Annotated in this window: 22 protein-coding genes; 15 read left to right on the top strand and 7 right to left on the bottom strand. The window is 66.7% G+C overall.

Features of this window, described 5'->3' with window-relative positions; all coding sequences use genetic code 11:
- Positions 1-727 (top strand): SDR family oxidoreductase (locus HP547_RS03690; protein ID WP_172285543.1); only part of this gene is annotated, 727 nt, incomplete at its 5' end.
- A 12-nt stretch (positions 728-739) separates the two neighbouring features.
- Positions 740-1573, top strand: a complete 834-nt coding sequence (locus HP547_RS03695) for an SDR family NAD(P)-dependent oxidoreductase (RefSeq protein WP_172285544.1) — start codon at positions 740-742, stop codon at positions 1571-1573.
- Between the two features lie 173 nt (positions 1574-1746).
- Here the strand turns inward: HP547_RS03695 and dmpG are convergent, their stop codons facing one another.
- From dmpG to HP547_RS03715, 4 genes are all read right to left on the bottom strand, one after another.
- Positions 1747-2769, bottom strand: coding sequence for a 4-hydroxy-2-oxovalerate aldolase (gene dmpG, locus HP547_RS03700; protein ID WP_172285545.1), 1023 nt, complete (start codon positions 2767-2769; stop codon positions 1747-1749).
- Between the two features lie 10 nt (positions 2770-2779).
- Complete coding sequence (locus HP547_RS03705; RefSeq protein ID WP_172285546.1) at positions 2780-3703, bottom strand: acetaldehyde dehydrogenase (acetylating); 924 nt, start codon at positions 3701-3703, stop codon at positions 2780-2782.
- 24 nt (positions 3704-3727) lie between these two features.
- Entirely contained in the window at positions 3728-4519 is a 792-nt protein-coding gene (locus HP547_RS03710; protein WP_172222763.1) for a fumarylacetoacetate hydrolase family protein, read from the bottom strand.
- An 88-nt stretch (positions 4520-4607) separates the two neighbouring features.
- Entirely contained in the window at positions 4608-5381 is a 774-nt protein-coding gene (locus HP547_RS03715) for a glucose 1-dehydrogenase (protein WP_172222742.1), read from the bottom strand.
- Positions 5382-5591: 210 nt separating this feature from the next.
- On the opposite strand from HP547_RS03715, the gene HP547_RS03720 reads away from it, so the two are divergent.
- From HP547_RS03720 to HP547_RS03740, 5 genes are all read left to right on the top strand, one after another.
- A complete protein-coding gene (locus tag HP547_RS03720) occupies positions 5592-6779 on the top strand; it encodes an acyl-CoA dehydrogenase family protein (protein ID WP_172285547.1) in 1188 nt (395 codons plus the stop codon).
- Positions 6776-7798, top strand: a complete 1023-nt coding sequence (locus HP547_RS03725; protein ID WP_172285548.1) for a ferredoxin--NADP reductase — start codon at positions 6776-6778, stop codon at positions 7796-7798. Before HP547_RS03720 ends, HP547_RS03725 begins: the two co-directional genes overlap by 4 nt.
- 20 nt (positions 7799-7818) lie before the next feature.
- On the top strand, positions 7819-9426 hold the full coding sequence (locus HP547_RS03730) for a FadD3 family acyl-CoA ligase (protein WP_172285549.1): 1608 nt from the start codon (positions 7819-7821) through the stop codon (positions 9424-9426).
- Positions 9427-9526: 100 nt separating this feature from the next.
- The gene (locus tag HP547_RS03735; protein WP_172285550.1) at positions 9527-11188 is read left to right on the top strand and encodes a DUF1302 family protein; all 1662 of its coding nucleotides are present in this window, start codon (positions 9527-9529) and stop codon (positions 11186-11188) included.
- Between the two features lie 24 nt (positions 11189-11212).
- Positions 11213-12445 (top strand): NADH:flavin oxidoreductase, encoded by a 1233-nt coding sequence (locus tag HP547_RS03740; protein WP_172285551.1) that lies wholly within the window; start codon positions 11213-11215, stop codon positions 12443-12445.
- Positions 12446-12657: 212 nt separating this feature from the next.
- Here HP547_RS03740 and HP547_RS03745 read toward each other — a convergent pair whose 3' ends face one another.
- Complete coding sequence (locus tag HP547_RS03745; protein ID WP_172222723.1) at positions 12658-13491, bottom strand: alpha/beta fold hydrolase; 834 nt, start codon at positions 13489-13491, stop codon at positions 12658-12660.
- Between the two features lie 239 nt (positions 13492-13730).
- On the opposite strand from HP547_RS03745, the gene HP547_RS03750 reads away from it, so the two are divergent.
- The 3 genes from HP547_RS03750 to HP547_RS03760 are packed head-to-tail and all read left to right on the top strand — an operon-like array spanning position 13731 to position 15885.
- Entirely contained in the window at positions 13731-14465 is a 735-nt protein-coding gene (locus tag HP547_RS03750; RefSeq protein WP_172222720.1) for an SDR family NAD(P)-dependent oxidoreductase, read from the top strand.
- A 14-nt stretch (positions 14466-14479) separates the two neighbouring features.
- Positions 14480-15250, top strand: a complete 771-nt coding sequence (locus tag HP547_RS03755) for an SDR family NAD(P)-dependent oxidoreductase (protein WP_172285552.1) — start codon at positions 14480-14482, stop codon at positions 15248-15250.
- A 5-nt stretch (positions 15251-15255) separates the two neighbouring features.
- On the top strand, positions 15256-15885 hold the full coding sequence (locus HP547_RS03760; RefSeq protein WP_172222713.1) for a nuclear transport factor 2 family protein: 630 nt from the start codon (positions 15256-15258) through the stop codon (positions 15883-15885).
- Between the two features lie 57 nt (positions 15886-15942).
- Here the strand turns inward: HP547_RS03760 and HP547_RS03765 are convergent, their stop codons facing one another.
- Together HP547_RS03765 and HP547_RS03770 are read right to left on the bottom strand one after the other, a co-directional pair.
- Positions 15943-17133 carry an acyl-CoA dehydrogenase family protein gene (locus tag HP547_RS03765; RefSeq protein ID WP_172222710.1) on the bottom strand — a complete coding sequence of 397 codons (1191 nt, stop codon included), beginning with the start codon at positions 17131-17133 and terminating at the stop codon, positions 15943-15945.
- Positions 17130-18290, bottom strand: coding sequence for an acyl-CoA dehydrogenase family protein (locus HP547_RS03770; RefSeq protein ID WP_172285553.1), 1161 nt, complete (start codon positions 18288-18290; stop codon positions 17130-17132). Before HP547_RS03770 ends, HP547_RS03765 begins: the two co-directional genes overlap by 4 nt.
- Before the next feature lie 223 nt (positions 18291-18513).
- Here HP547_RS03770 and HP547_RS03775 point away from each other — a divergent pair, with 223 nt between their 5' ends.
- From HP547_RS03775 to HP547_RS03795, 5 genes are all read left to right on the top strand, one after another.
- Complete coding sequence (locus HP547_RS03775) at positions 18514-19419, top strand: VOC family protein (protein ID WP_172285554.1); 906 nt, start codon at positions 18514-18516, stop codon at positions 19417-19419.
- A 2-nt stretch (positions 19420-19421) separates the two neighbouring features.
- Complete coding sequence (locus tag HP547_RS03780; protein ID WP_172222770.1) at positions 19422-20297, top strand: CoA transferase subunit A; 876 nt, start codon at positions 19422-19424, stop codon at positions 20295-20297.
- 12 nt (positions 20298-20309) lie between these two features.
- Positions 20310-21107, top strand: coding sequence for a CoA-transferase subunit beta (locus HP547_RS03785; protein WP_172222698.1), 798 nt, complete (start codon positions 20310-20312; stop codon positions 21105-21107).
- 10 nt (positions 21108-21117) lie between these two features.
- Positions 21118-22035, top strand: coding sequence for an enoyl-CoA hydratase (locus HP547_RS03790; protein ID WP_172222694.1), 918 nt, complete (start codon positions 21118-21120; stop codon positions 22033-22035).
- Positions 22032-22201, top strand: a 170-nt coding sequence (locus tag HP547_RS03795) for a nitronate monooxygenase (RefSeq protein WP_172285555.1), incomplete at its 3' end; no start/stop codon positions are given. The genes HP547_RS03790 and HP547_RS03795, both read left to right, overlap by 4 nt.

The raw sequence follows: 22201 nt of genomic DNA on the forward strand, positions 1-22201 counted from the left end.
CGCAGCGGTGAGTGCTGCGTTGCGTGCGGCGGGGCATGAGGTAATCGGTATCGACCGCAGCAATGCCGAGGTTATCGCCGATCTGTCCACCGCCCAGGGGCGGCAAGCCGCCATTGACCAGGTGCTGGAACGCAGCGGCGGGGTACTGGACGGCCTGGTGTGTTGTGCCGGGGTTGGCGTTACCGCGCCGTCCTGCGGGCTGGTGCTGGCGGTCAACTACTTTGGTGTCAGCCAGCTGCTCGATGGCCTGCAGGATGCCCTGGCCCGTGGCCAGGCACCGGCGGCGCTGGTGATCGGCTCGGTAGCGTCGACCCAGCCGGGTGCCGAGCAGCAGCCGATGACGGCGGCGATGCTGGAGGGGGACGAGGCCAGCGCAGTGCAGTTGGCCAATACGCTGGGCCAGCCGCATATCGCCTATGCCTGCTCCAAGTATGCTGTGACCCACCAGGCCCGGCGACTGGCGCCGGCCTGGGCCGACCGCGGCATACGCCTGAACGTGGTAGCACCCGGTGCGGTGCAGACGCCGCTGCACCAGGCGTCGCTGGACGATGCCCGGTTTGGCCAGGCGGTGCGTGACTTTGTTGCGCCGCTGGGGCGTGCTGGCACCCCGGATGAAATCGCCGCGCTGGTGGCGTTCCTGCAGTCCGGGCAGGCGGCGTTCATCCATGGCAGCGTGGTGTTCATCGATGGCGGTATGGACGCAATGGTGCGTGCGCCGCGCTTCTGAAAAGGATCTTGCATGAACAAAGTGGCTTTCATTACCGGCGCCAGCCGTGGCATCGGTCGGGCGGCGGCATTGGCCTTCGCCCGCGCCGGCTATGATGTGGCGATCAGCGCACGCACCCTGGAAGAGGGCGAGCAGCACCCGCATGCCCTGCGCGATGCCAGCGGCGCGCCGCTGGCGGGCAGCCTCAACGCGACCGCCGACGCTATCTGCAGCCTGGGTGGCAGGGCGTTGGTGGTGCCGATGGACCTGCTGGACAGCAGCACGGCCGAACAGGCCTGCGCAACGGTACTGGCCGAGTTCGGCCGTATCGATGTGCTGGTGAACAATGCGATCTACCAGGGCAGTGACCTTAACGCGACCTTTCTGGCGCTGCAGCCGGAGACCCTCGAGCGCATGTTCACCGGTTATATCCTCAGCCCGTTCCTGCTGACCCGGGCGGTGGTGCAGCGGATGCTGGGGCAGGGCGGCGGGGTGGTCATCAACGTCACCTCTGGCGCCGGTGAAAGCGACCCGCCGGTGGCGGCGGACAAAGGCGGCTGGGGTTATGCCTACGGTGCCGGCAAGGCAGCGGTGTCGCGGCTTTCCGGCATGCTTTCGGTGGAACTGGGCGAGCGCGGTATCCGTGCCTATACCCTCAACCCCGGCGTGGTCACCACCGAAGCGCTGAAGGCGACCATCGGTGAGCAGGGCGTGATTGCCCTGCGCGCCGGCAGCGCCCCGCCCGAGGTACCGGCGGCGGTGATGCTGTGGCTGGCCGAGGATGAACGCGCGCCGCAGTACCAGCGGCGCACCGTGGCGGCACAGGCGTTGGCGCTGCAATATGGGATTGTGGCTGACTGGCGCTAGGCGACTGCGGTGAATGGCACCGGCTTTGCCGGTGTTCGCGGGTGAACCCGCTCCTACAGGATTGCATCGGGGCTGACAGGTGCTCGCCACAGCATTTTTAGCGCCTGTGAGATCGAGCGCCGCCCGCGCGGCGCTCGATCTCGCAGGCGCTAAGAATGCTGTGGCCAGCTCACTCAGCCGCGCTGGCGCGCCAGGGTCATGGCGGTATCCTCGATCATGTCTTCCTGCCCCCCCACCATCCCGCGGCGCCCCATCTCCACCAGAATCTCCCGCGCCGACACGCCGTACTTCTGCTCGGCGCGCTTGGCGAACAGCAGGAACGAGCCGTACACCCCGGCATACCCCATGGTCAGCGCATCGCGGTCGCTGCGAATAGGGAAGTCCATGATCGGCACCACCAGGTCTTCAGCGACATCCTGAATGGCAAATACATCCACCCCGGTCTCGATACCCATGCGCTTGCACACCGCCACCAGCACTTCCATCGGCGTGTTGCCAGCGCCCGCGCCCAGGCCCGCGCAGGCCGCGTCGATCCGGTTGGCACCGGCGGCAATCGCAGCGATCGAGTTGGCCACACCCATCGACAGGTTGTGGTGCCCGTGAAAGCCGATCTCGGTTTCCGGCCGCAGCGCAGCGCGCATCGCCGCCACCCGCTCGCTGACCTGGTGGGGCAACAGGTAGCCGGCAGAATCGGTCAGGTAGATGCAGTTGGCGCCGTAGCTTTCCATCAGCCTGCCTTGGGTCACCAGGCCTTCGGCGCTGTTCATGTGCGCCATCATCAGGAAACCCACGGTGTCCATGCCCAGGTGGCGGGCATGGGCGATATGCTGCTCGCTGACGTCCGCTTCGGTGCAGTGGGTAGCCACGCGCAAGGTACTGACCCCCAGTTCATGGGCCATTTTCAGGTGTTCGACGGTACCGATGCCGGGCAGCAACAGCGCCGACACCTTGGCCTGCTTCATCAGCGGGATCACCGCCGCCAGGTACTGCTCGTCGCTGTGCGCCGGAAAGCCGTAGTTCACCGAGCTGCCGCCCAGGCCATCGCCGTGGGTCACCTCGATCAACGGCACGCCTGCCGCATCCAGGCCACTGGCGATGCGCTGCATCTCATCCAGGCTGATCTGGTGGCGCTTGGGGTGCATGCCGTCGCGCAGGCACATGTCATGTACGGTAATGCGTTTGCCAGAGAGGTCCATGGTCGCTTCCTTAGGCCAGAGCAGTGGGGGCGGGGCGCAGCACCAGCTCGCCCTTGAGGATTTCTTCGGCGTACAGCTCGGCGGTACGCGCGGCGGCCGCAGTCATGATGTCGAGGTTGCCGGCGTAACGCGGCAGGTAGTCGCCCAGGCCTTCGACTTCCATGAAGATCGACACCCGGTTGCCATCGAAGACCGGGCCGTTGACCAGCCGGTAGCCCGGCACATAGCGCTGCACCTGGGCGATCATGGCGTCCAGCGCCGCGCGGATCGCGTTCTGGTCCGGCGTGTCGGCAGTCAGGCAGTGCACGGTGTCGCGCATGATCAGCGGCGGTTCGGCAGGGTTGATGATGATGATCGCCTTGCCGCGCCGGGCGCCGCCCACCTGTTCCACCGCGCTGGCGGTGGTGCGGGTGAACTCGTCGATGTTCTTGCGCGTGCCAGGCCCCACCGATTTCGACGCGGCGGTGGCGATGATCTCGGCATATTCCACCGGCTGCACGCTGGACACGGCGGCCACCAGCGGGATGGTCGCCTGGCCACCGCAGGTGACCATGTTGACGTTCATCGCACCCAGGCCGAGGTTGGCCTTGAGGTTGACCGGCGGCACGCAGAACGGGCCTATGGCTGCGGGTGTCAGGTCGATCATCAGCACGCCGAGGGCGTTGAGCTTTTCCGAGTTCTGCGCGTGGACGTAGGCCGAGGTGGCATCGAAGGCGATCTGGATGCGGTCTTCGAGCACGTGCGGGAGCAGGCCGTCAACGCCGTCAGCGGTAGTCTTCAGGCCCATCTCGCGGGCGCGTGCCAGGCCTTCGGAGCTGGCATCGATGCCTACCATCCAGACCGGCTCCAGCACCTCGCTGCGCTTGAGTTTGTACAACAGGTCGGTGCCGATGTTGCCTGGCCCGATCAGCGCACAGCGGATCTTCTTGTTCATGGTCATGGCTCCAGGGAGAGGGGATCAGGGCACGAAGCGCAGGCTGGAATGGCCCAGCCCGCTCATGCTCAGGCTGATGCGGTCGCCGGCAACCACCGGCACCAGGGGCGCAAGCGCGCCGGAAAGAATGATTTCGCCGCGCCGGAAGGGGATGCCGAGTTCGCCCAGGGTATTGGCCAGCCAGGCCACGGCCGCACAAGGGTGGCCCTGAACGGCGGAACCCAGGCCGCTGCCGGCGGCTTGGCCGTTTTTCAGCAGCTGCATTTCGACCCGGGCCAGGTCCAGGCTGCGCGGGTCGACGCGCTGGGTACCCAGGGCGAACACACCGCACGAGGCGTTGTCGGCCACGGTGTCCTGGATGCGGATCTGCCAGGCATCGATGCGCGAGTCGACGATCTCGAAGCAGGGCATCACCCACTGCGTGGCGGCCAGCACGTCGTCGGCGCTGATGCCGGGGCCGTGCAGGTCTTCAGCCAGCACGAAGGCAATCTCGCCCTCGGCCCGGGGCTGGATCAGCCGGTGCTGGGCCAGGCTCACGGCACTGGCATCCTCGACCTGCATGGCGTTGGTCAGGAAACCGAAGTCCGGCTGGTGGACATCGAGCATTTCCTGCACGGCACGGCTGGTCACGCCGATCTTCTTGCCCACCACCTGCTCACCCAGCGCTTCGCGGCGCTGCAGGAAGGCCAGCGAAATGCGGTAGGCCTGGTCGAGGGTGATGGCCGGGTAGCGGCGGGTCAGCGGCGGCAGGGTCTGGCGGCCACGAAGGGCATTGAACAGCTCGTCACCGAGCGCGGTGATCAGGTGGGCGTCCATGGCGGGGTCTCTGCAGTGGAAAATGAACAGACAGGGAATAAAAAGGGCCGGTTCGAGTGTGCTGAGGCCGGCCTGAGAAAAGCGTTGTTCAGCCCACCCACACGCTGCTGTCGGCGCCACCGTCGACGTCGATGATTTTGCCGCTGACCCAGGCCGATGCGGGGCTGGCCAGGTACAGCGCGGCGGCGGCGATGTCTTCAGGTGTGCCCAGGCATTTGAGCGGGGTGTTGGCTTCCATGCTCTGGCGCATCGCGGCGGGCATCACCCCACTGAGCGCGGCGGTCAGGGTGGGGCCGGGGGCGACCGCGTTGACCCGCACCTGGGGCGCGAAGTCCTGGGCCAGCAGCCGGGTCAGGTGGCTGAGGGCGGCCTTGGCGGTGCCGTAGGCGCTGAAGTGGCGCTGGGCGTAACGCGCCGCCACCGAGCTGATGTTGACGATGTTGCCGCCGCCGGCCTCGCGCATCAGCGGCACGCACAGCTGGCAGAACGCGTAGGCGCTGGACACGTTGAAGCGCAGCACCTCGTCGAACTGCTCGGGGCTGAGGCTCAGTGGGTCGTTGGGGCCGCCGCCGCCGACGTTGTTGACCAGGTGGGTGATGCGCCCCAGATGCTCGTGGCTCTGGCTGACCAGTGCCCGGCGCTGTTCGCTGTCGTTGACATCACAGGCGAAGGCCAGGGCGTTGCGGCCCATGGCGCGGATTTCCTCGGCCACCCCTTGCACATCGTCCAGTGAGCGGGCGGCGCAGACCACATCGGCGCCGGCCTCGGCATAGGCCAGGGCAATGGCGCGGCCGATGCCACGTCCACTACCGGTGACGATGGCGACGCTGCCGTCGATTCGAAATCGCTGCAGGATACTCATGGCGGTGCTTCCTCAGGGCTGTGGATGGCGACGACTATCGCCTCGCCAACACCCGCCGGCATCGTCTTAACGGACTAGCGCGGCAGGCCCTGCACGCCCCGCAGCGTGGCGGCAAACCCTAGTCCGCATTGACGATGAAGCCTGTCGCGTACCGCCCGATCATCGGCTTCAACTCGCGCAGTGGCGCAGCGAGATCGGGAGAAACCAGTGATGCACAGCTTGCGAGAAAAAACCCAGGAAGAACTCGAACTGATCGAACGTGCGCGGCGCCTGGTGCCGCTGCTCAAGGAGCGTACCGCGCAGGCCGACCGCGACTTGCGCATCCCCGACCAGACCATCGCCGAGCTGCAGTCGGCCGGCCTGCTGCGCGCCCTGCAGCCACGCGCCTTCGGTGGCTATGAAGTCGACCCGCGCACCTTCTTCGAAATCCAGATGATCCTCGCCGAAGGCTGCATGTCGACCGCCTGGGTGTACGGCGTGATGGGCGTGCACCCGTGGCAGGTGGCACGCTACCCGGTGGAGGCACAGCGCGAGGTGTGGGAACACGACCACAACGCGTTGATCTCCTCGACCTACATGCCCTCGGCCAAGGTCACGGTGGTGCCGGGTGGTTACCGCATCAGCGGGCGCTGGGGGTTTTCCAGTGGCAGCGAGCACTGCCACTGGGTGCTGCTGGGCGGCATACTGCCCGCCGACGGCGACTTTGCCAGCGAGCACGGCACTTTCCTGCTGCCGCGCGCCGACTACGGCATCGAGCCAAACTGGGATGTGCTTGGCCTGCGCGGCACCGGCAGCCACGACATCGTGGTCGAGGACGCGTTCGTACCGGCACACCGCGTACAGCGCACCAACAACTGGCAGATCGAGGCCACGCCGGGGCGGCTGGTGAACACCAATCCGATCTACGCCATCCCCTTTGCCCAGGTGTTCTCCCGGGCGGTATCGACCTCGGCTATCGGCGCTTTGCAGGGCGCGATCAACACCTTCCGCGACAACGCCGCGCAGCACATCGGCAAGCACGGTGCGCGCACCGCCGACGACCCAGTGGCGCAGACCGCCGTGGCCGAGGCGGTGATCACTGTCGACTGCCTGAAGCTGGTGCTCGAACGCAACTACGAACACCTGATGCGCCTGGCCCGGGCCGGCGAGTATCCAGACACCGAGACGCGCCTGCTGTACCGCTACCAGTCCTCCTACGTCACCAACATCTGTGCCGAGCGCGTCAGCGACCTGCTGCGCAGCATGGCTGCGTCCGGCCTGTACAACAGCAACCCGGTGGCGCGCCTGTTCCGCGACCTGCACCAGGCCCGCGGGCACATCGCCAACAATTTCATGGCCTACGGCCGCAGCTTCGGCGCGGTACAGCTGGGCCTGCCCAACCCGGACCCGTTCGTATGAGTGACTACCTGGCCTTGCGCGTGGCGCGGGTGGTCGAGGAAAGCGCCGACGCCCGCTCCCTGGTATTCGAGGTGCCGGAGGCCTTCAGTGAGCGGTTTCGCTACCAGCCAGGGCAGTTCCTGACCCTGCGCGTGCCGTTTGAAGGCGGCTGGCTGCCACGCTGCTATTCGTTGTCCAGCACGCCGCTGCTGGACGAACCGCTGCGGGTGACCGTAAAGCGGGTGCGCGACGGGCGTGCCTCCAACTGGCTGTGCGATGCCCTGCAAGAAGGCCAGACCCTGCAAGTGCTGCCCCCGGCCGGGGTGTTCGTGCCGCGCGACCTGTCGGCAGACCTGCTGCTGTTTGGCGGCGGCAGCGGGATCACCCCGGTGATGTCGATCTTGCGCTCGGCGCTGCTGGCCGGGCAGGGGCGCATCCTGCTGGTGTACGCCAACCGCGACCAGCAGTCGGTGATTTTCCGCGACGAGCTGCGCCTGCTGGCGGCCGTGCACCCGCAGCGCCTGCAGGTGGTGCACTGGCTTGATGCATTGCAGGGCATTCCGCTGGCGGGGCAGCTGGCGGAGCTGGCGCGGCCGTTCATCGATGCCCAGGCGTTCATCTGCGGGCCAGGCCCGTTCATGGACACCGCCGTCGAAGCCCTGAAGCAGCTAGGCATGCCGCCGGCAAGGGTGCATGTGGAGCGCTTCGTCTCGCTGCCTGGCGAAGGCGACGCGCCCACCCAGGTCGCAAGTGACGCGGCCGTGGCCGCGCAGCTGGCGGTGCGCCTGGATGGCCAGGAACACCAGCTGGCCTGCGACAGCGGCGAAACCTTGCTGGACGCCATGCACCGCGCCGGCCTCAACCCGCCCAGTGCCTGCCGGGTAGGGGGCTGTGCCTCGTGCATGTGCACCCTCGAAAGCGGCGATGTCGAACTGCTGCACAACGATGCCCTGGATGCCGGCGAGCTGGCCGAAGGCTGGATCCTGGCCTGCCAGGCCGTGCCCACCAGCGGGCAGCTGCGTATCCGTTTTCCCGAGTGACGCCGATGAGCGAGCCCCGCATGAATCCAAGTCTCAATCCCACCCCTTCCCGGCAGCCAGCACCTGCCACCATCGCCCGCTTGCTGTTCGACAGCGCCCAACGCTTTGCCGGCCATGCCGCCATCGAGGAAAACGGCATGCGCCTGGACTACGCCGATTTGCCGGACCAGGCGCTGCAGGTGACCCGTGGCCTGATGGCGCTGGGCATACAGGCCGGTGATCGGGTGGGCCTGTGGGCGCCCAACAGCCGCGAGTGGATCCTGGCGGCGTTGGGCATACACTGCGCCGGCGCAGTGCTGGTACCCGTCAATACCCGCATGAAAGGGGTTGAAGCTGCGGACGTGCTGGCGCGCAGTGGCTGCCGCGTGCTGTTCGTGCAGCAGCGTTTTCTGGAAGTCGATTACCCGGCGCTGCTCGCTCCCCACCGGCCAGCGACCTTGGAGCACCTGGTGGTGTTCGACGGCGCCGGGGCATTGCCCGCGCACGATCTGAGCTACAGCCAGTTCCTGCGTGGCGCCGCCACCATCGAGAAGCTCACCGCCGAGCGGCGCGCCCTGTGCATCGGGCCCGAAGCGGTCTGCGACCTGCTGTTCACCTCGGGCACCACCGGCAAGCCCAAGGGCGTGATGAGTGCCCATGGGCAGAACCTGCGCGCCTTTGGCGAATATGTGCGGGTGCTGGGCCTGGGGCCGGGCGACCGTTACCTGATCGTCAATCCGTTCTTCCACGCCTTCGGCTACAAGGCAGGCTGGCTGACCTGCCTGATTGCCGGGGCGACCATCCTGCCGCATGCGGTGTTCGACGCCGAAGCGGTGTTCGAACGCATCGCCCGCGAGCGGGTCACGGTGCTGCCGGGCGCCCCCACCTTGTACCTGTCGTTGCTGGCCCACCCACGGCTGGCCAGCACCGACCTGTCGAGCCTGCGGGTTGCCGTGACCGGCTCGGCGAGCATCCCGCCCAGCCTGATCGAGCGCATGCGCAACCAGCTGGGCTTCAGCGTGGTGACCACGGCCTACGGCCTGACCGAGTGCGGCGGCCTGGCCACCTTGTGCGACCCGCAGGACGCTGCCGAGGTTATCGCCGGTACCAGCGGGCGGCCGCTGCCCGGCACCGAGGTCAGTATCCGCGATCCCGAAAACCGCACCCTGACGCAGGGCGAGACCGGGGAAATCTGCCTGCGCGGCTTTCACATCATGCAGGGCTACTTCCAGGACCCGGCCGCCACTGCCGAAGCCATCGATGCCGACGGCTGGCTGCACACCGGCGATGTCGGCCGGCTGGACCCGGCCGGCAACCTGGTCATCACCGACCGCCTCAAGGACATGTACATCGTCGGTGGTTTCAATTGCTACCCGGCGGAGATCGAGGCGGCCTTGCTGGGCCACCCGGCCATCGCCCAGGTGGCAGTGATCGGCGTGGCCGATGCGCGCATGGGCGAGGTGGGGTGTGCCTGCGTGGTGCTGCGCCAGGGGCAGCAACTGGACGAGCAGGCATTGATCGGCTGGAGCCGCGAACGCATGGCCAACTACAAGGTGCCGCGCCAGGTGCGCTTTTTCAGTGCGTTGCCGCTGAACCCTTCGAACAAGGTGGCCAAGAACGACCTGCGTGCGGTGGTTGCCGGGGCCTGAACGCGGTGCTGGCGGTTTCACCAAATGGACGATGTGCGCCCGCGTGCGCTGCTCCAGGCTGCGTCGGCATACCGCAACAATAACAATAAAGGAGAGCAGCATGTCTATGTCGAACCGGCTGGCGCAGGGCGCCGCCAGGGGTTTTGCCGGGCGCGGTTGGTTGGCCATGGCCGTTGGCCTGGCCAGTGGTGGCGTATGCGCCGGGCCGACCCTGGAGCTGGGCGAGGACACCACCCTGGACTCATCGCTCACGGTCAACTACACCGCCTCGATGCGTACCGCCAAGCAGGCCAGCCAATACCTTGGCGACCTCAACAACGATGACGGCACGCGCAACTTCAAGCGCGGCGGGCTGATCACCAACCGGGTCAGCCTGTTCGGCGAATTGCGCCTGCGCCACGACAATATCGGCGCGGTGCTGCGCGGCAGCCACTTCTACGATGATGTCTACCACCAGCGCAACGACAACGACTCGCCGCAGACGGTGAACAAGGTCGGCCGCGCCGATGGCTTCGTCGAAGATACCCGGCGCCTCAGCGGCAGCAAGGCGCGGTTGCTGGATGCCTACGTGTATGGCAACTACCAGATGGGCGACACCCAGTACCTCTCGCTCAAGGCCGGTCGCCACTTGGTGGCCTGGGGCGAAAGCCTGTTCTGGGCCAACATCAGCCAGGGCCAGGCGCCGGTGGATGCCACCAAGTTCAACGTCCCGGGCACCGAAGCCAAGGATGCCTACCTGCCGGTGGGCCAGGTATCGTTGTCGTGGTCGCTGAACGAAGACCTGGCGCTGGTCGGGTTCTATCAGTACGAGTGGGAGAAGACCCAGCTGAACCCGGTGGGCGACTACTTCGGCAGCGACACCTTCGGCCCGGGTGCCGAATTCTTCCGGCTTGGCGCCGGGGTGATCGACAGCTTGCCGGACAAAAGCTTCACGGCGGTCAACTATGCCGGTGAGGTCAAGCCGCGCGACAGTGGCCAGTGGGGCATGGGTGTGCGCTACCGGGTCACCGAGAATACCGAGGTGGGGCTGTTTCACTACCGTTACCACGAGCGCGTCGGTTCGCTGTTTTTCGACTTCACCGGGCAGACCCGCTATTCGTCGAACGCGCGCATCAGCCAGCGCGCCAATACCGATGCGGCGCCCGCCTACCGCATGGGCTATTTCGAGGATGTCGAGCTGACCGGGGTCAGCTTCAGCTCCAAGGTCGGTGATGCCGTGCAGTACGCCGGTGATCTCAGCTACCGCGATGGTGCGTCGGTCTACCTCGACAACGGCGCCCCGACCACCGGGCAGATCTGGCAGGGCAACCTCAACGCCTCGTACATCCTCGGGCCGAGCCTGCTGGCCCAGCAGAGCACCTTCATGGGTGAAGTGGTGCACCAGCACATTGCCGGTGTCGACACCTTGGTGGTGACCGGGGGCGGGCCGGGCGTGGATGGCCGGTTCGACAATTTCGAATCCGCCACCCAGACCCGTGGCTCGACGCTGCTCGGGGTGGGCGCGTACATGGATTACCCGTCCATTGCCGACGGCCTCGACCTCACCACCCGGGTGGTCTGGCAGCAGAACGTCGATGGCAGCGCCTACCAGGGCCTGGGCCGTGACGAGAAGCGCCTGACCGTGGGCGGTGATTTCAAGTACCTGGGCAACTTCCAGGTGGGCCTGACCTATGTCGCCTACCTCAGCTCCCCGGATGTCGCCCAAGGCCGCCTGTTGGCCGACCGCGACTATGTGTCGTTCAACGCCAAGTACACCTTCTAGCCCAAGCCGAGGATACCGTTCGCCATGAACCCGACCACGCCTGCATCGCCGTTCCGCCCCGTCAGCATCGGGCCGCTGACTCTCAAGAACCGCTTCATCAAGGCCGCCACCAACGAAGGCATGAGCACCCAGGGCGTGCCGTCGCGGCAGCTGGCCCAGTTGCACGGCAACCTGGCCGCAGGTGGCGTTGCCTTGACCACGGTGGCCTACTGCGCGGTCAGCCGCGATGGCCGCACCTTGCCCAACCAGTTGATCCTGGAGCGTGCGAGCCTGCCGCACTTCAGGGCACTGACCGATGCCGTGCACCGTGAGGGCGGGCTGGCCAGTGCGCAGATCACCCATGGTGGCTGCTTCACCTTCATCCGCGAGCGCTCCACTGCCAGGCCGTTGTCGGCCAGTGGCGGCTTCAACAAGATCGGCATGATGAGCGGCATGTTCCTCAAGCAGGCGATGAACGAGGCCGACATGCAGCAGGTGGTGCGTGATTTTGCCCAGGGCGCGCGGCTGGCCCGCGAAGCCGGCTTCGATGCCGTGGAAATCCACATGGGCCATGGCTACCTGCTCAGCCAGTTCATTTCGCCGTTGTACAACAAGCGCCGCGACCAGTACGGCGGCAGCCTGGAAAACCGCCTGCGCTTCCCGCGTCGGGTGCTGCGCGCGGTGCTCGATGCCGTCGGGCAGGAGCTGGCGGTGATCTGCAAGTACAGCATCACCGAAGGCGTGCGCGCGGGTAACAGCGCAGAAGACGGTGCCAGGATCGCGCAGATGCTGGAACAGGAGGGCGCACATTTGCTGGTGCTCAGTGCCGGCATGAACGCCGAGTCGATCACCACCATGTTCGGCTCGTCGTTCCCCAAGGAGAACCGGGTGCAGCAGAAGAACCCGGTGATTGCCCTGGCGATGGCGATCCAGCGGCGCATGGACCCGGTTGTCGAGTTTCGTGAGCTGTACTTGCTGGAGCATGCGCGCAAGGTGCGGGCGGCGGTGAAGATGCCGCTGGCGTACCTGGGCGGTGCCAAGAGCCTGGCCAGCATCGAGCAGGTGATGGCTGAGGGGTTCGAGCTGGTGGCGATGGGGCGGGTGCTGATTGCCGAGCCTGATTATGTGAACAAACTGGCCAGTGGGGCGAGTTGCCAGTCAATTTGTACTGCGTGTAACCGGTGTGTGGCGATGATGTACACCCCGGGGGGGACCTCGTGTGTGTTGGGTCGGCCGGGGGATGCGCGCTTGAATAGCGAGCCGGCGGGGGTGGTTTGAGGTTTGGTTAGGCGGTGGGTTTGGCATTCAATTATCAGCGCCTGTGGAGGTGTCCGCCACCACATCTTCAGCGCCTGTGAGATCGAGCGCCGCGCGGGCGGCGCTCGATTTCACAGGCGCTGAAGATGTGGCAGCGAACACCTTCACAGGCGCTGAACATGTTGTGGCGGACACCCACACAGGCGCCAAAAACTCAAACGCGGGCACCCCCATCAACCATGCTGCAAAAAATCCACACAGCTACGGTTGAATAGCTCGCGGTGCTCCACCTGCACCCAATGCCCACAACGGTTCAGCACAATGAACCGCGCCTGCCGGGCACCATCGATGATGTACTGGGCGCCACTGACCGGGTTGAAATGATCGTTGCTGCCCCAGAACCCGAGTATCGGGCATTCGATTTCCCCCAGCCGCGCCCGCATGTTCGGCACCAGCATGGTGCTGAACAGGTTCTTCGGCTGCGTCTGCGCCACCGCCACCCGCTCCAGCAGCAGCGGCTCAGGCAGGATCGAGTCATCGAACAGCTGCAGGCGCATCATGCTGCGCATTTCCTCCAGCCCGATCGGGCCGGCGTTGAATACATTGACCATGTGCACGATGCCAGGCATCTGGAAATAGGTTTCGCGCTCCTCCACACCGCCCGGTGCCAGCAACACCAGGCGTTCCACCAACTGCGGATGGCCCAGCGCCAGGCCCAGGGCAATGGCACCACCCAGCGAGTTGCCCAGCACGGTGCAACGGTTGACGCCGATCTGCTGAAGAAACGCCGCGACACACTCGACGAAAAACGCCAGCTCGTAACGCACATCCTCAGGTTTGTCCGAACGGCCGAAACCGGGCAGGTCGAGCAGGATGTTGCGGTAGCCGGCCGCCGCCAGCACCGGGTAATTGCCCTTGAAATTGCTGAAGCCGCTGGCCCCCGGGCCGCTGCCGTGCAGCCACAGCACCACAGGGCCGCTGCCTTCATCCAGGTAGTGCAGGCGCAGGCCGTTGGCCAGGGTTGTGTAGTGCCCGGTGGGCAAGGGCACGTCGACAGGCTGATTCATGCTGTTCTCCAGGTTGCGCAGGTTTCAGGGTTGCATGCCAGGCGGGCCGCCACGCCGCCTGAAGGGGGAAGCCCGGGCCAGCCCGGCATGCGTCATCCGATCCTGGGCTGCGCCGGCAATGCTCACATCGTCCGTTCAGACCAGCCCGGCAGTGGGCGTTAGTCCTATCGGACGATGTGAGCCCGTGCCCGGCAGCCAATGATGGGACGCACTCACGCGCTTCAACCAAGGAGAACGCTATGAAACTGCAAGACAAGGTGGCATTCGTGACCGGCGCCGGGCAGGGCATGGGCCAGGCCATCGTGCGCCGGTTCGTTGCCGAAGGGGCCAAGGTGGTGGCCGTCGACCTCGACCAGCCGGCCCTGGCCGCTGGCCTGGCCGACCTGGGCGAGCAGGTACTGGCGCTGGGCTGCAACGTCGCGGACGCAGCGTCGGTTGCAGACGCCATGGGCCAGGTCGAGGCACGTTTCGGCGGCCTCGACATCGTCGTCAACAATGCCGGTGTCGGTGCCCTGGACAGCTTTTTGGACACCCCCGACGACAGCTGGGCGCGGGTGATCGGTGTCAACCTCGGCGGTACTTTTCTGTGCTGCCGCGAAGGCGCACGGCTGATGCTCAAGGGCCAGCGCCAGGGGGTGCTGATCAACCTGTCGAGCACCGCCGCACTGACCGGCGAAGGGCCAAGCCACTACTGCGCCTCCAAGGCTGCAGTCATGGGCCTGACCCGCTCGATTGCCCGTGAACTTGCCGCGCAGGGTATCCGCGTCAACACCCTGGTGCCCGGCCCGACCAACACGCCGATGATGGCCGGCATCCCTGAAGAGCACATGCAGGCGCTGCTGAAGAACGTACCGTTGGGGCGCATGTGCGAAACCGACGAGATCGCCCGCGTAGCGGTGTTCCTCGCCAGTGACGATGCCAGTTTCATCACCGGCCAGAACATCGCCGTCAACGGCGGCATGGCCTTTATCTGACAGGAGAACAGCTGATGAGCAAACGTCTGCAAGACAAGGTCGCATTCGTTACCGGCGCCGGCTCCGGGATTGGCGCAGCGACGGCGCTGCGCTTTGCCGAAGAAGGCGCGCTGGTGGTGCTGTGCGGGCGCCGCGCGCAACCGCTGGAGGCGGTACTTGAACAGGTTGTGGCCGCGGGCGGGCGGGCCGAGGTGGCGGTGGCCGATGTCAGCGACGAGCAGGCCTATGTTGCCGCGCTGCAGGCCACCGCCCAGCGTCACGGGCGCCTGGACATCCTGGTCAATAACGCCATGGCCTACACGTGGGGCGGCATCGACAGCATGACCACCGCCGACTGGCACGCCAACTTCACCACCACGGTGGACGGCACGTTCTGGGGCACCCGTACCGCCATGCAGCTGATGCAGGGCAAGGGCGGTTCGATCGTCAATATCGCCTCCATCTGCGGGCTGTTCGGCACCGCCTGGATGGCCGGCTACTCGGCGGCCAAGGCGGCAGTGATCAACTTCAGCCGGGCTGCCGCCAGCGAAGGCGCAGCGCACAACATACGCTGCAATGTGATCATCCCGGGCGTGGTCGATACCCCGGCCACCGCCGGCATGCTGGGCGACGCCCGCGCCCGCGCCAACACCGAAAAGGTCATCCCCATGCGCCGGGTCGGCCAGCCCCACGAACTGGCCAATGCCATTCTGTTCCTGGCCAGCGACGAGGCGTCCTACGTGACCGGGGCCAGCCTGGCAGTGGACGGCGGCCGGGGGTCGGACCTGTACACGGTGCTGGAATGACCAGCATGGACAGCAGCGCCTTGCTGCAGCGCATCGACCGCCTGGAGTCGCTGGACGCGATCCGCCAGCTGGCCGGCAAGTATGCCCTGGCCCTGGACATGCGCGACATGGACGCGATGGCCAACTGCTTTGCCGAGGACGTGCGGGTTGGCCGCGACAAGCAGGGCCGCGCGCACCTGAAGGCCTGGCTGGACGAGACCATGCGCAAGCAGTTTCACGGCACCTCGCACCACCTGGGCCAGCACATCATCGAGTTCAGCGACCCCGACCACGCCACGGGTGTGGTGTATTCGAAGAACGAGCATGAAACCGGGCCGGAGTGGGTGATCATGCAGATGCTCTACTGGGACGACTACGAGCGTATCGATGGGCGCTGGTGTTTCCGCCGGCGCTTGCCGTGCTACTGGTACGCCAGCGACCTCAACAAACCGCCGATCGGCGGGCTGAAGATGCGCTGGCCGGGCCGGGAGCCGTACGCCGGCAGTTTCCACGAGCTGTTCCCGTCGTGGGATGCGTTCTGGGCCCAGCGCCCGGACAAGGACGCGTTGCCGCAGATTGCCGAGCCGGCGCCGCTGGAAGGGTTTCTGGCAGGGTTGCGGCGCGGGGCAGGGGACCCGAAGATCAGGGTCCGGTAAGGCGCTGCAAACCGGCGCCTTCGCAGCCTGCCGCGAAGGCGCCGGCTTGTGGATCGTTCAGCGGCTGCGCGGTTCGCGCGGCATGCCCAATGCCCGCTCGGCAATCACATTGCGCTGGATCTCGTTGCTACCGCCGTAAATAGTGTCCGAGCGGGTAAACAGGAACAGCGACTGCAACCGGCTCAACCTGTATGGCGCCGCTTCCAGCACCTCGCCGGCGTCGCCCAGCACGTCCATGGCCAGCTTGCCCAGCTCGGCATGCCAATTCGACCAGGCCAGCTTGTAGATCATCGCCTCGCGGCCGAGGTTGCCATCCTGCGGCCCCGACAGCATGCGCAGCGAGTTGTAGCGCAGCACCTTGAGCCCTGACCAGGCCTGGGCAATGCGCTGGCGCAGCAGCGGGTCGCCAGCGGCGCCATTGGCCTGGGCAATGCGCATCACTTCGGCCAGCTCGTTGTGGAACTGCATTTGCTGGCCAAGGGTGGATACGCCACGTTCAAAGCCGAGCAGGGCCATGGCGATCTTCCAGCCTTCCCCAGGCTGGCCGACCAGGTTGTCGGTTGAGGTCTGCGCCTGGTCGAAGAACACTTCGTTGAATTCACTGGTACCGGTCAGTTGCACGATGGGCTGCACGCGGATCTGCGCTTGCGCCATCGGCACCAGCAGGAACGACAGGCCATGGTGGCCAACGCTGCCGGGCTCGGTCCGGGCCAGCACGAAGCACCAGTCGGCTTCGTGGGCGAGCGAGGTCCAGACCTTCTGCCCGCTGATCAGCCAGCGCTCGCCTGCCGCATCGAGGCGGGCGCGGGTCTGCACGTTGGCCAGGTCCGAGCCGGCGCCCGGCTCGGAATAGCCCTGACACCAGAACTCGCGGCCCTCGCGTATACCCGGCAGCAGGCGCTGGCGTTGCGCGGGCGTGCCGAATGCCGCCAGGGTCGGCCCGACCAGGCCTTCGCCGATATGGCCCATGCGCCCGGGGCCGCCGGCCCTGGCGTACTCTTCATGGAAGATCACCTGCTGGCTGATGCTCAGCCCCCGGCCGCCATCTTCGGGCTGCCAGCCGACGCCTACCCAGCCCCCTGCGGCCAGCTCCCGCTCCCACGCTTTGCGTTCGTTCGGGAAGCTGTGCTCGTCGCCGGGGCCGCCGCGAAAGCGCAACGGCGCGAACTCACCCTGCAAATGCGCGGCCAGCCAGCCGGCGATCTCCTGGCGAAAGCTTTCATCTGCACTGCTGAAGCCGATTTTCATGCGTGTTCTCCGAACAATTGCGCGGCCAGGCGCTCACGGTGCCAGGCCGGGGTGCCGAGCATTTGCTCGCTGGCCCTGGCGCGCTTGAAGTAAAGGTGGGGGTCGTATTCCCAGGTGAAGCCGACACCGCCGTGCAGCTGGATCGACTCGGCTGCGCAGTGGAAGAACGCTTCGCTGGCGTGGGCCTTGGCCGTGGCTGCGGCGGCCAGCAGCTCGCTGCGCACGGCCGGGTCGCCATCGGCCGCCAGGCATTCACGGGCGACGCAGGCGGCATACCACACCGCAGAGCGGGCGCACTCCACCTGCAGCATCATGTCGGCGCAGCGGTGCTTGATGGCCTGGAAGCTGGCAATCGGGCGGCCGAACTGGCGGCGTTCGCTGATGTAGGCCAGGGTCAGGTCCAGTGCTTGCTGGGCGCCGCCAAGCTGTTCGGCGGCCAGGCCGATGGCGCCGATGCGCTGGGCATCGCGCAGCAACGGCCAGGCCTGGCCTGCTGCGCACAGCAGGTGCGCGTCGCCGAGGTGAACCTGGCGCAACTCGATGCACGCCAGCCGGCGCGTCTGGTCGAGGGTGGGCAGGGCAGTGCGCATCAGGCCGGGGGTGTCGGCCGGCACGGCAAACAGGCTGATGCCCTGTTCGCCGGTGCTGCCAGGGCTGCGCGCCGGTATCAGCAACAGGTCGGCCTGCGCGCCATCGATGACCTGGGCATGGCTGCCGTGCAGCCGGTAGCCGTCGCCATCGGCCATGGCATGCACCTGCACCTGCGCGGGCTGCAGCGCGCACGCCAGGGTGGCGCAGGCCTGGCCAGCGGCAATGGCGCCCAGCCAGCGCGCCTGCAGCGCCGGGTTGTCGGCCAGCATCAGCGCCGGGGTGGCCAGGCAGCTGGTGGCAAACAGCGGCGAGCCGAGCAGAAAGCGCCCGCATTGCTCCTGCAGCACAGCCAGCTCGACAAAACCCAGGCCCATGCCACCGCAGGCTTCGGGGACCAGCAGGGCGGGCCAGTACAGCTCCTGGCCGATGCGCCGGCACAGTTCGGGGTCGTAGTCGTCGGCACGGCGCAGGGCCGCGCGCACCGCCTGCGAGTCGCTGGCCTGGGCCAGAAACCGCTCGGCGCTGTCGCGAATCATCAGCTGTTCGTCGGTGAAAGCGAATTCCATGGGTGGGTCTCTGTGGGCGGATGGATGCACCCCGTGCAGCCCGGGCAGCACAGCGGCCTCATGAGTCTATGCAGGCGCCGGATGGCGCCGAATCACTGAAACGGACTAGTCCGCCAGCCCGGCGCAGCGCGGCGGCTGCGTAGTCTCAACGGACGATGAGCGCTGGCGCGGGGCTTAGCACAATGTTCCCCAGGCAACGACTTGAGCCAGGAGGAACCCGGGCATGATCGACATTCGCGGTTTGAGCTACTTCGTCTCGCAGATCGAGAACCTCAGCCAGTGGCAACGCTACGCCGAAGATGTGCTTGGCATGCAAGTGCACGCGGCACCTGGCGGCGGCCTGTACGTGAAGATGGATGAGCGCCCGTTCCGCATGCTGGTGGTCGAAGGTGACGCCCCGCGCTACCTGGCCAGCGGCTGGGAACTGGCCTCGGAGCAGGCGTTCGTCCAGGCCCTGCAACACCTGGAGCGCCGCGGCGTGCAATGGCAGGCGGGCACCGACCAGGCCATCGAGCAGCGCGGTGTGCAGGCGCTGGTCACTCTCACCGACCCGTCCGGCAACCAGCATGAGCTCAGCTGGGGCCATCGCTCCGACTGCCAGCCGTTCGTGTCCCCACAGGGCGTACCGCGCTTCATCACCGGGGACATGGGGCTGGGCCACACGGTGCTGCCTGCGCCGCAGTTCGACGCCACCCTGGCATTCGCCAAGGACGTGCTCGGCTTCGGCCTGTCGGACATCTTCAACTTCCGCCCCGACCCGTCGGCCCCGCCCGTACGCATCCACTTCCTGCATTGCCGCAATGCCCGCCACCACAGCCTGGCCCTGGCCGAGTACCCGGTGCCGTCGGGCTGCGTGCACGTGATGGTCGAAGTGGACTCGATGACCGAGGTCGGCCGTGCCCACGACCGCCTGCAGGCCCACGGCGGGCAGCTGTCGGCCACCCTCGGCCAGCACTTGAATGACCGCATGACCAGTTTCTACATGAAGACGCCGTCCGGTTTCGATCTGGAATACGGCTATGGCGGGTTGCAGGTCGACTGGGCCGAGCACTCGGCCTTCGAATTCACCCGCGTGAGCATCTGGGGCCACGACTTCTCGGTCGGGCAGCAGCAAGGAGCAACATCATGACCCTGAACAAACAACTGACAGCCGCCGATGCCGTCGCCCAGTTGCGCGATGGCATGACCATCGGTTTTGGTGGCTGGGGGCCACGGCGCAAGCCGATGGCGATTGTCCGCGAAATCCTGCGCTCGTCAGTGAAGGACCTGACTGTGGTCGCTTATGGCGGGCCCGAGGTAGGCATGCTGTGCGCTGCCGGCAAGGTGCGCAAGCTGGTGTTCGGCTTTGTCACCCTCGACGCTATCCCGCTCGAGCCGTACTACCGCAAGGCCCGCGAGGCCGGTGAACTGGAGTTGATGGAGCTGGACGAAGGCATGTTCCAGTGGGGCCTGCGGGCGGCCGGCATGCGCTTGCCGTTTTTGCCCACCCGCTGTGGCCTGGCCACCGACGTGACCCGGCTCAACCCGGCCCTGAAAACCGTGTGCTCGCCCTATGACGACGGCGAGCTGCTGCTGGCGATGCCGGCATTGAACCTGGACGTGGCGTTCTTGCATGTGAATGTCGCCGACCGCCTGGGCAACTGCCTGGTCACCGGCCCAGACCCGTATTTCGACCACCTGTTCGCCCGCGCCGCCCAGCAGTGTTTCGTCTCGTGCGAGCGGCTGGAAGAGCGCCTGTCGCTGGATGCCGAGCAGGCCCGCGGCAACACCTTCGAGCGCTACCTGGTCACCGGCGTGGTGCATGCCCCGCTGGGGGCTCACCCGACCTCGTGCCCATCGGACTATGGCTGGGACCTGGAGCACCTGAAGCGCTACGTGGCCAGCAGCCAGGAAGAAAACGGCTGGCAGCAGTATGTCGAGGCCTGCGTGGCGGGTGGCGAGCTGGCCTATCAAGCGCACAACGGCGGTGCCGCGCGCATGGGCGCCTTGCCCCTACCTGTGTTCTGAGGAGTGCCAAGCATGTCTGCTACCTGTGATTTCACCCTGGCCGAGCTGATGATCGTGGCCGCTGCCGAAGCCTGGCGTGGTAATGGCGAAGTGATCGCCTCGGGCCTTGGCGTGATTCCGCGCCTGGGCGCCAGCCTGGCCAAGCTCAGCCATAGCCCGGAGCTGTTGATGACCGACAGCGAGGCGTTTCTGGTGGAACAACCCATCCCGCTGGGCCCGCGTGGCGAGTATGTCGCCCGCTACAGCGGCTACCTGTCGTTCGAGCGGGTGTTCGAGTGCGTCTGGGGCGGCCGCCGCCATGCGATGATCGGGCCGACCCAGATCGACCGCTGGGGCCAGACCAACCTGTCCTGCGTCGGCGACTACCACAAGCCCAGAACCGCCATGCTCGGTGTGCGCGGGCTGCCCGGCAACAGCATCAACCACCTCAATTCGTTCTTTGTGCCCAACCACAACACGCGGGTGTTCGTCAGTGGCGAAGTGGACATGGTCTCGGGCGTGGGCTTCAAGGCCGACCGCTGGCCGCAAGGCGCCCGCCGTGACCTGATGGACATTCGCCGGGTGGTCACCAACCTGTGCACCCTGGATTTCGAAGGCCCGCAGCGCGCCGTGCAGGTGCGCACCCTGCACCCAGGCGTGAGCTTCGATGAAGTCCAGGACAACACCGGCTTCCCGCTGCTCAAGGCTGCCCAGCTGTGCGAAACCGCGCACCCCAGTGCCGAGCAGCTGGAACTGATCCGCCACCTCGACCCCCATGGGCTGCGCGCGGCAGCGGTGAAGGGCAACCCACCTGGCATTCGCCCGGCCTGAGGATGTGAGCATGCACAGCAGCGACAGCCAGTTCGTCAGCCGCGAAGACAACGCGGTCTATGAAACCCAACACCCGGTGCTGTATGCGGTGGCCGACGGCATTGCCACGGTCACCCTCAACCGCCCTGGTTTCAACAACGCACAGAACTCGCAGATGACCTACGCCCTGGACGCCGCGCTGCGCCAGGCGGTGGACGACGACAGCGTCAAGGTGATCGTTCTGCGCGGCAACGGCCGGCACTTTTCCGCCGGCCATGACATCGGCACGCCCGGGCGTGACATCAATCGCCCGTTCGAACGCGCGCAGCTGTGGTGGGACCACACCAACAAGCCGGGCGGCGAGCAGCTGTATGCCCGTGAGCAGGAGGTGTACCTGGGCATGTGCCGGCGCTGGCGCGAGCTGCCCAAGCCGACCATTGCCATGGTGCACGGCGCCTGCGTTGCAGGCGGGTTGATGCTGGCCTGGGTCTGCGATCTGATTGTCGCCAGTGACGATGCGTTCTTCCAGGACCCGGTGGTGCGCATGGGCATTCCGGGGGTCGAGTACTTTGCCCACCCCTACGAGCTCAACCCCCGTATCGCCAAGGAGTTCCTGTTCTGCGGCGACCGTATGAGCGCCGAGCGCGCCTACCAGATGGGCATGGTCAACCGCGTGCTGCCGCGCGACCAGCTGGAGTCGGCAACCTACGCGCTGGCGGCCGGCATCGCCCGCCAGCCGCGCATGGGCCTGGCCCTGACCAAACAGGCCATCAACCACGTCGAAGACCTGCAGGGCAAGCGCGCGGCCATGGATGCCGCATTTGCCTGGCACCAGTTTGCCCATGCCCACAACGAGCTGCTGTCGGGTGACAAGCTCGGCGGCTTCGACGCCAAGGGCATGGCCCAGGCCAACAAGCAGGCCGCGCAGCCGGAAGGAGGATGCCTGTGAGCCGCTGGATGCACACGGCGCTGACCGAGGCGCTGGGCTGCCGCTACCCCATCGTGCAGACCGCCATGGGCTGGGTGTCGGACGCCAACCTGGTCATCGCCACCACCCAGGCCGGCGGTTTCGGCTTCCTGGCCGGGGCGACCCTGGCCGCCGATGCGCTGGAGGG

Source organism: Pseudomonas sp. CM27, assembly GCF_013179515.1.
Taxonomy (GTDB): Bacteria; Pseudomonadota; Gammaproteobacteria; order Pseudomonadales; family Pseudomonadaceae; genus Aquipseudomonas.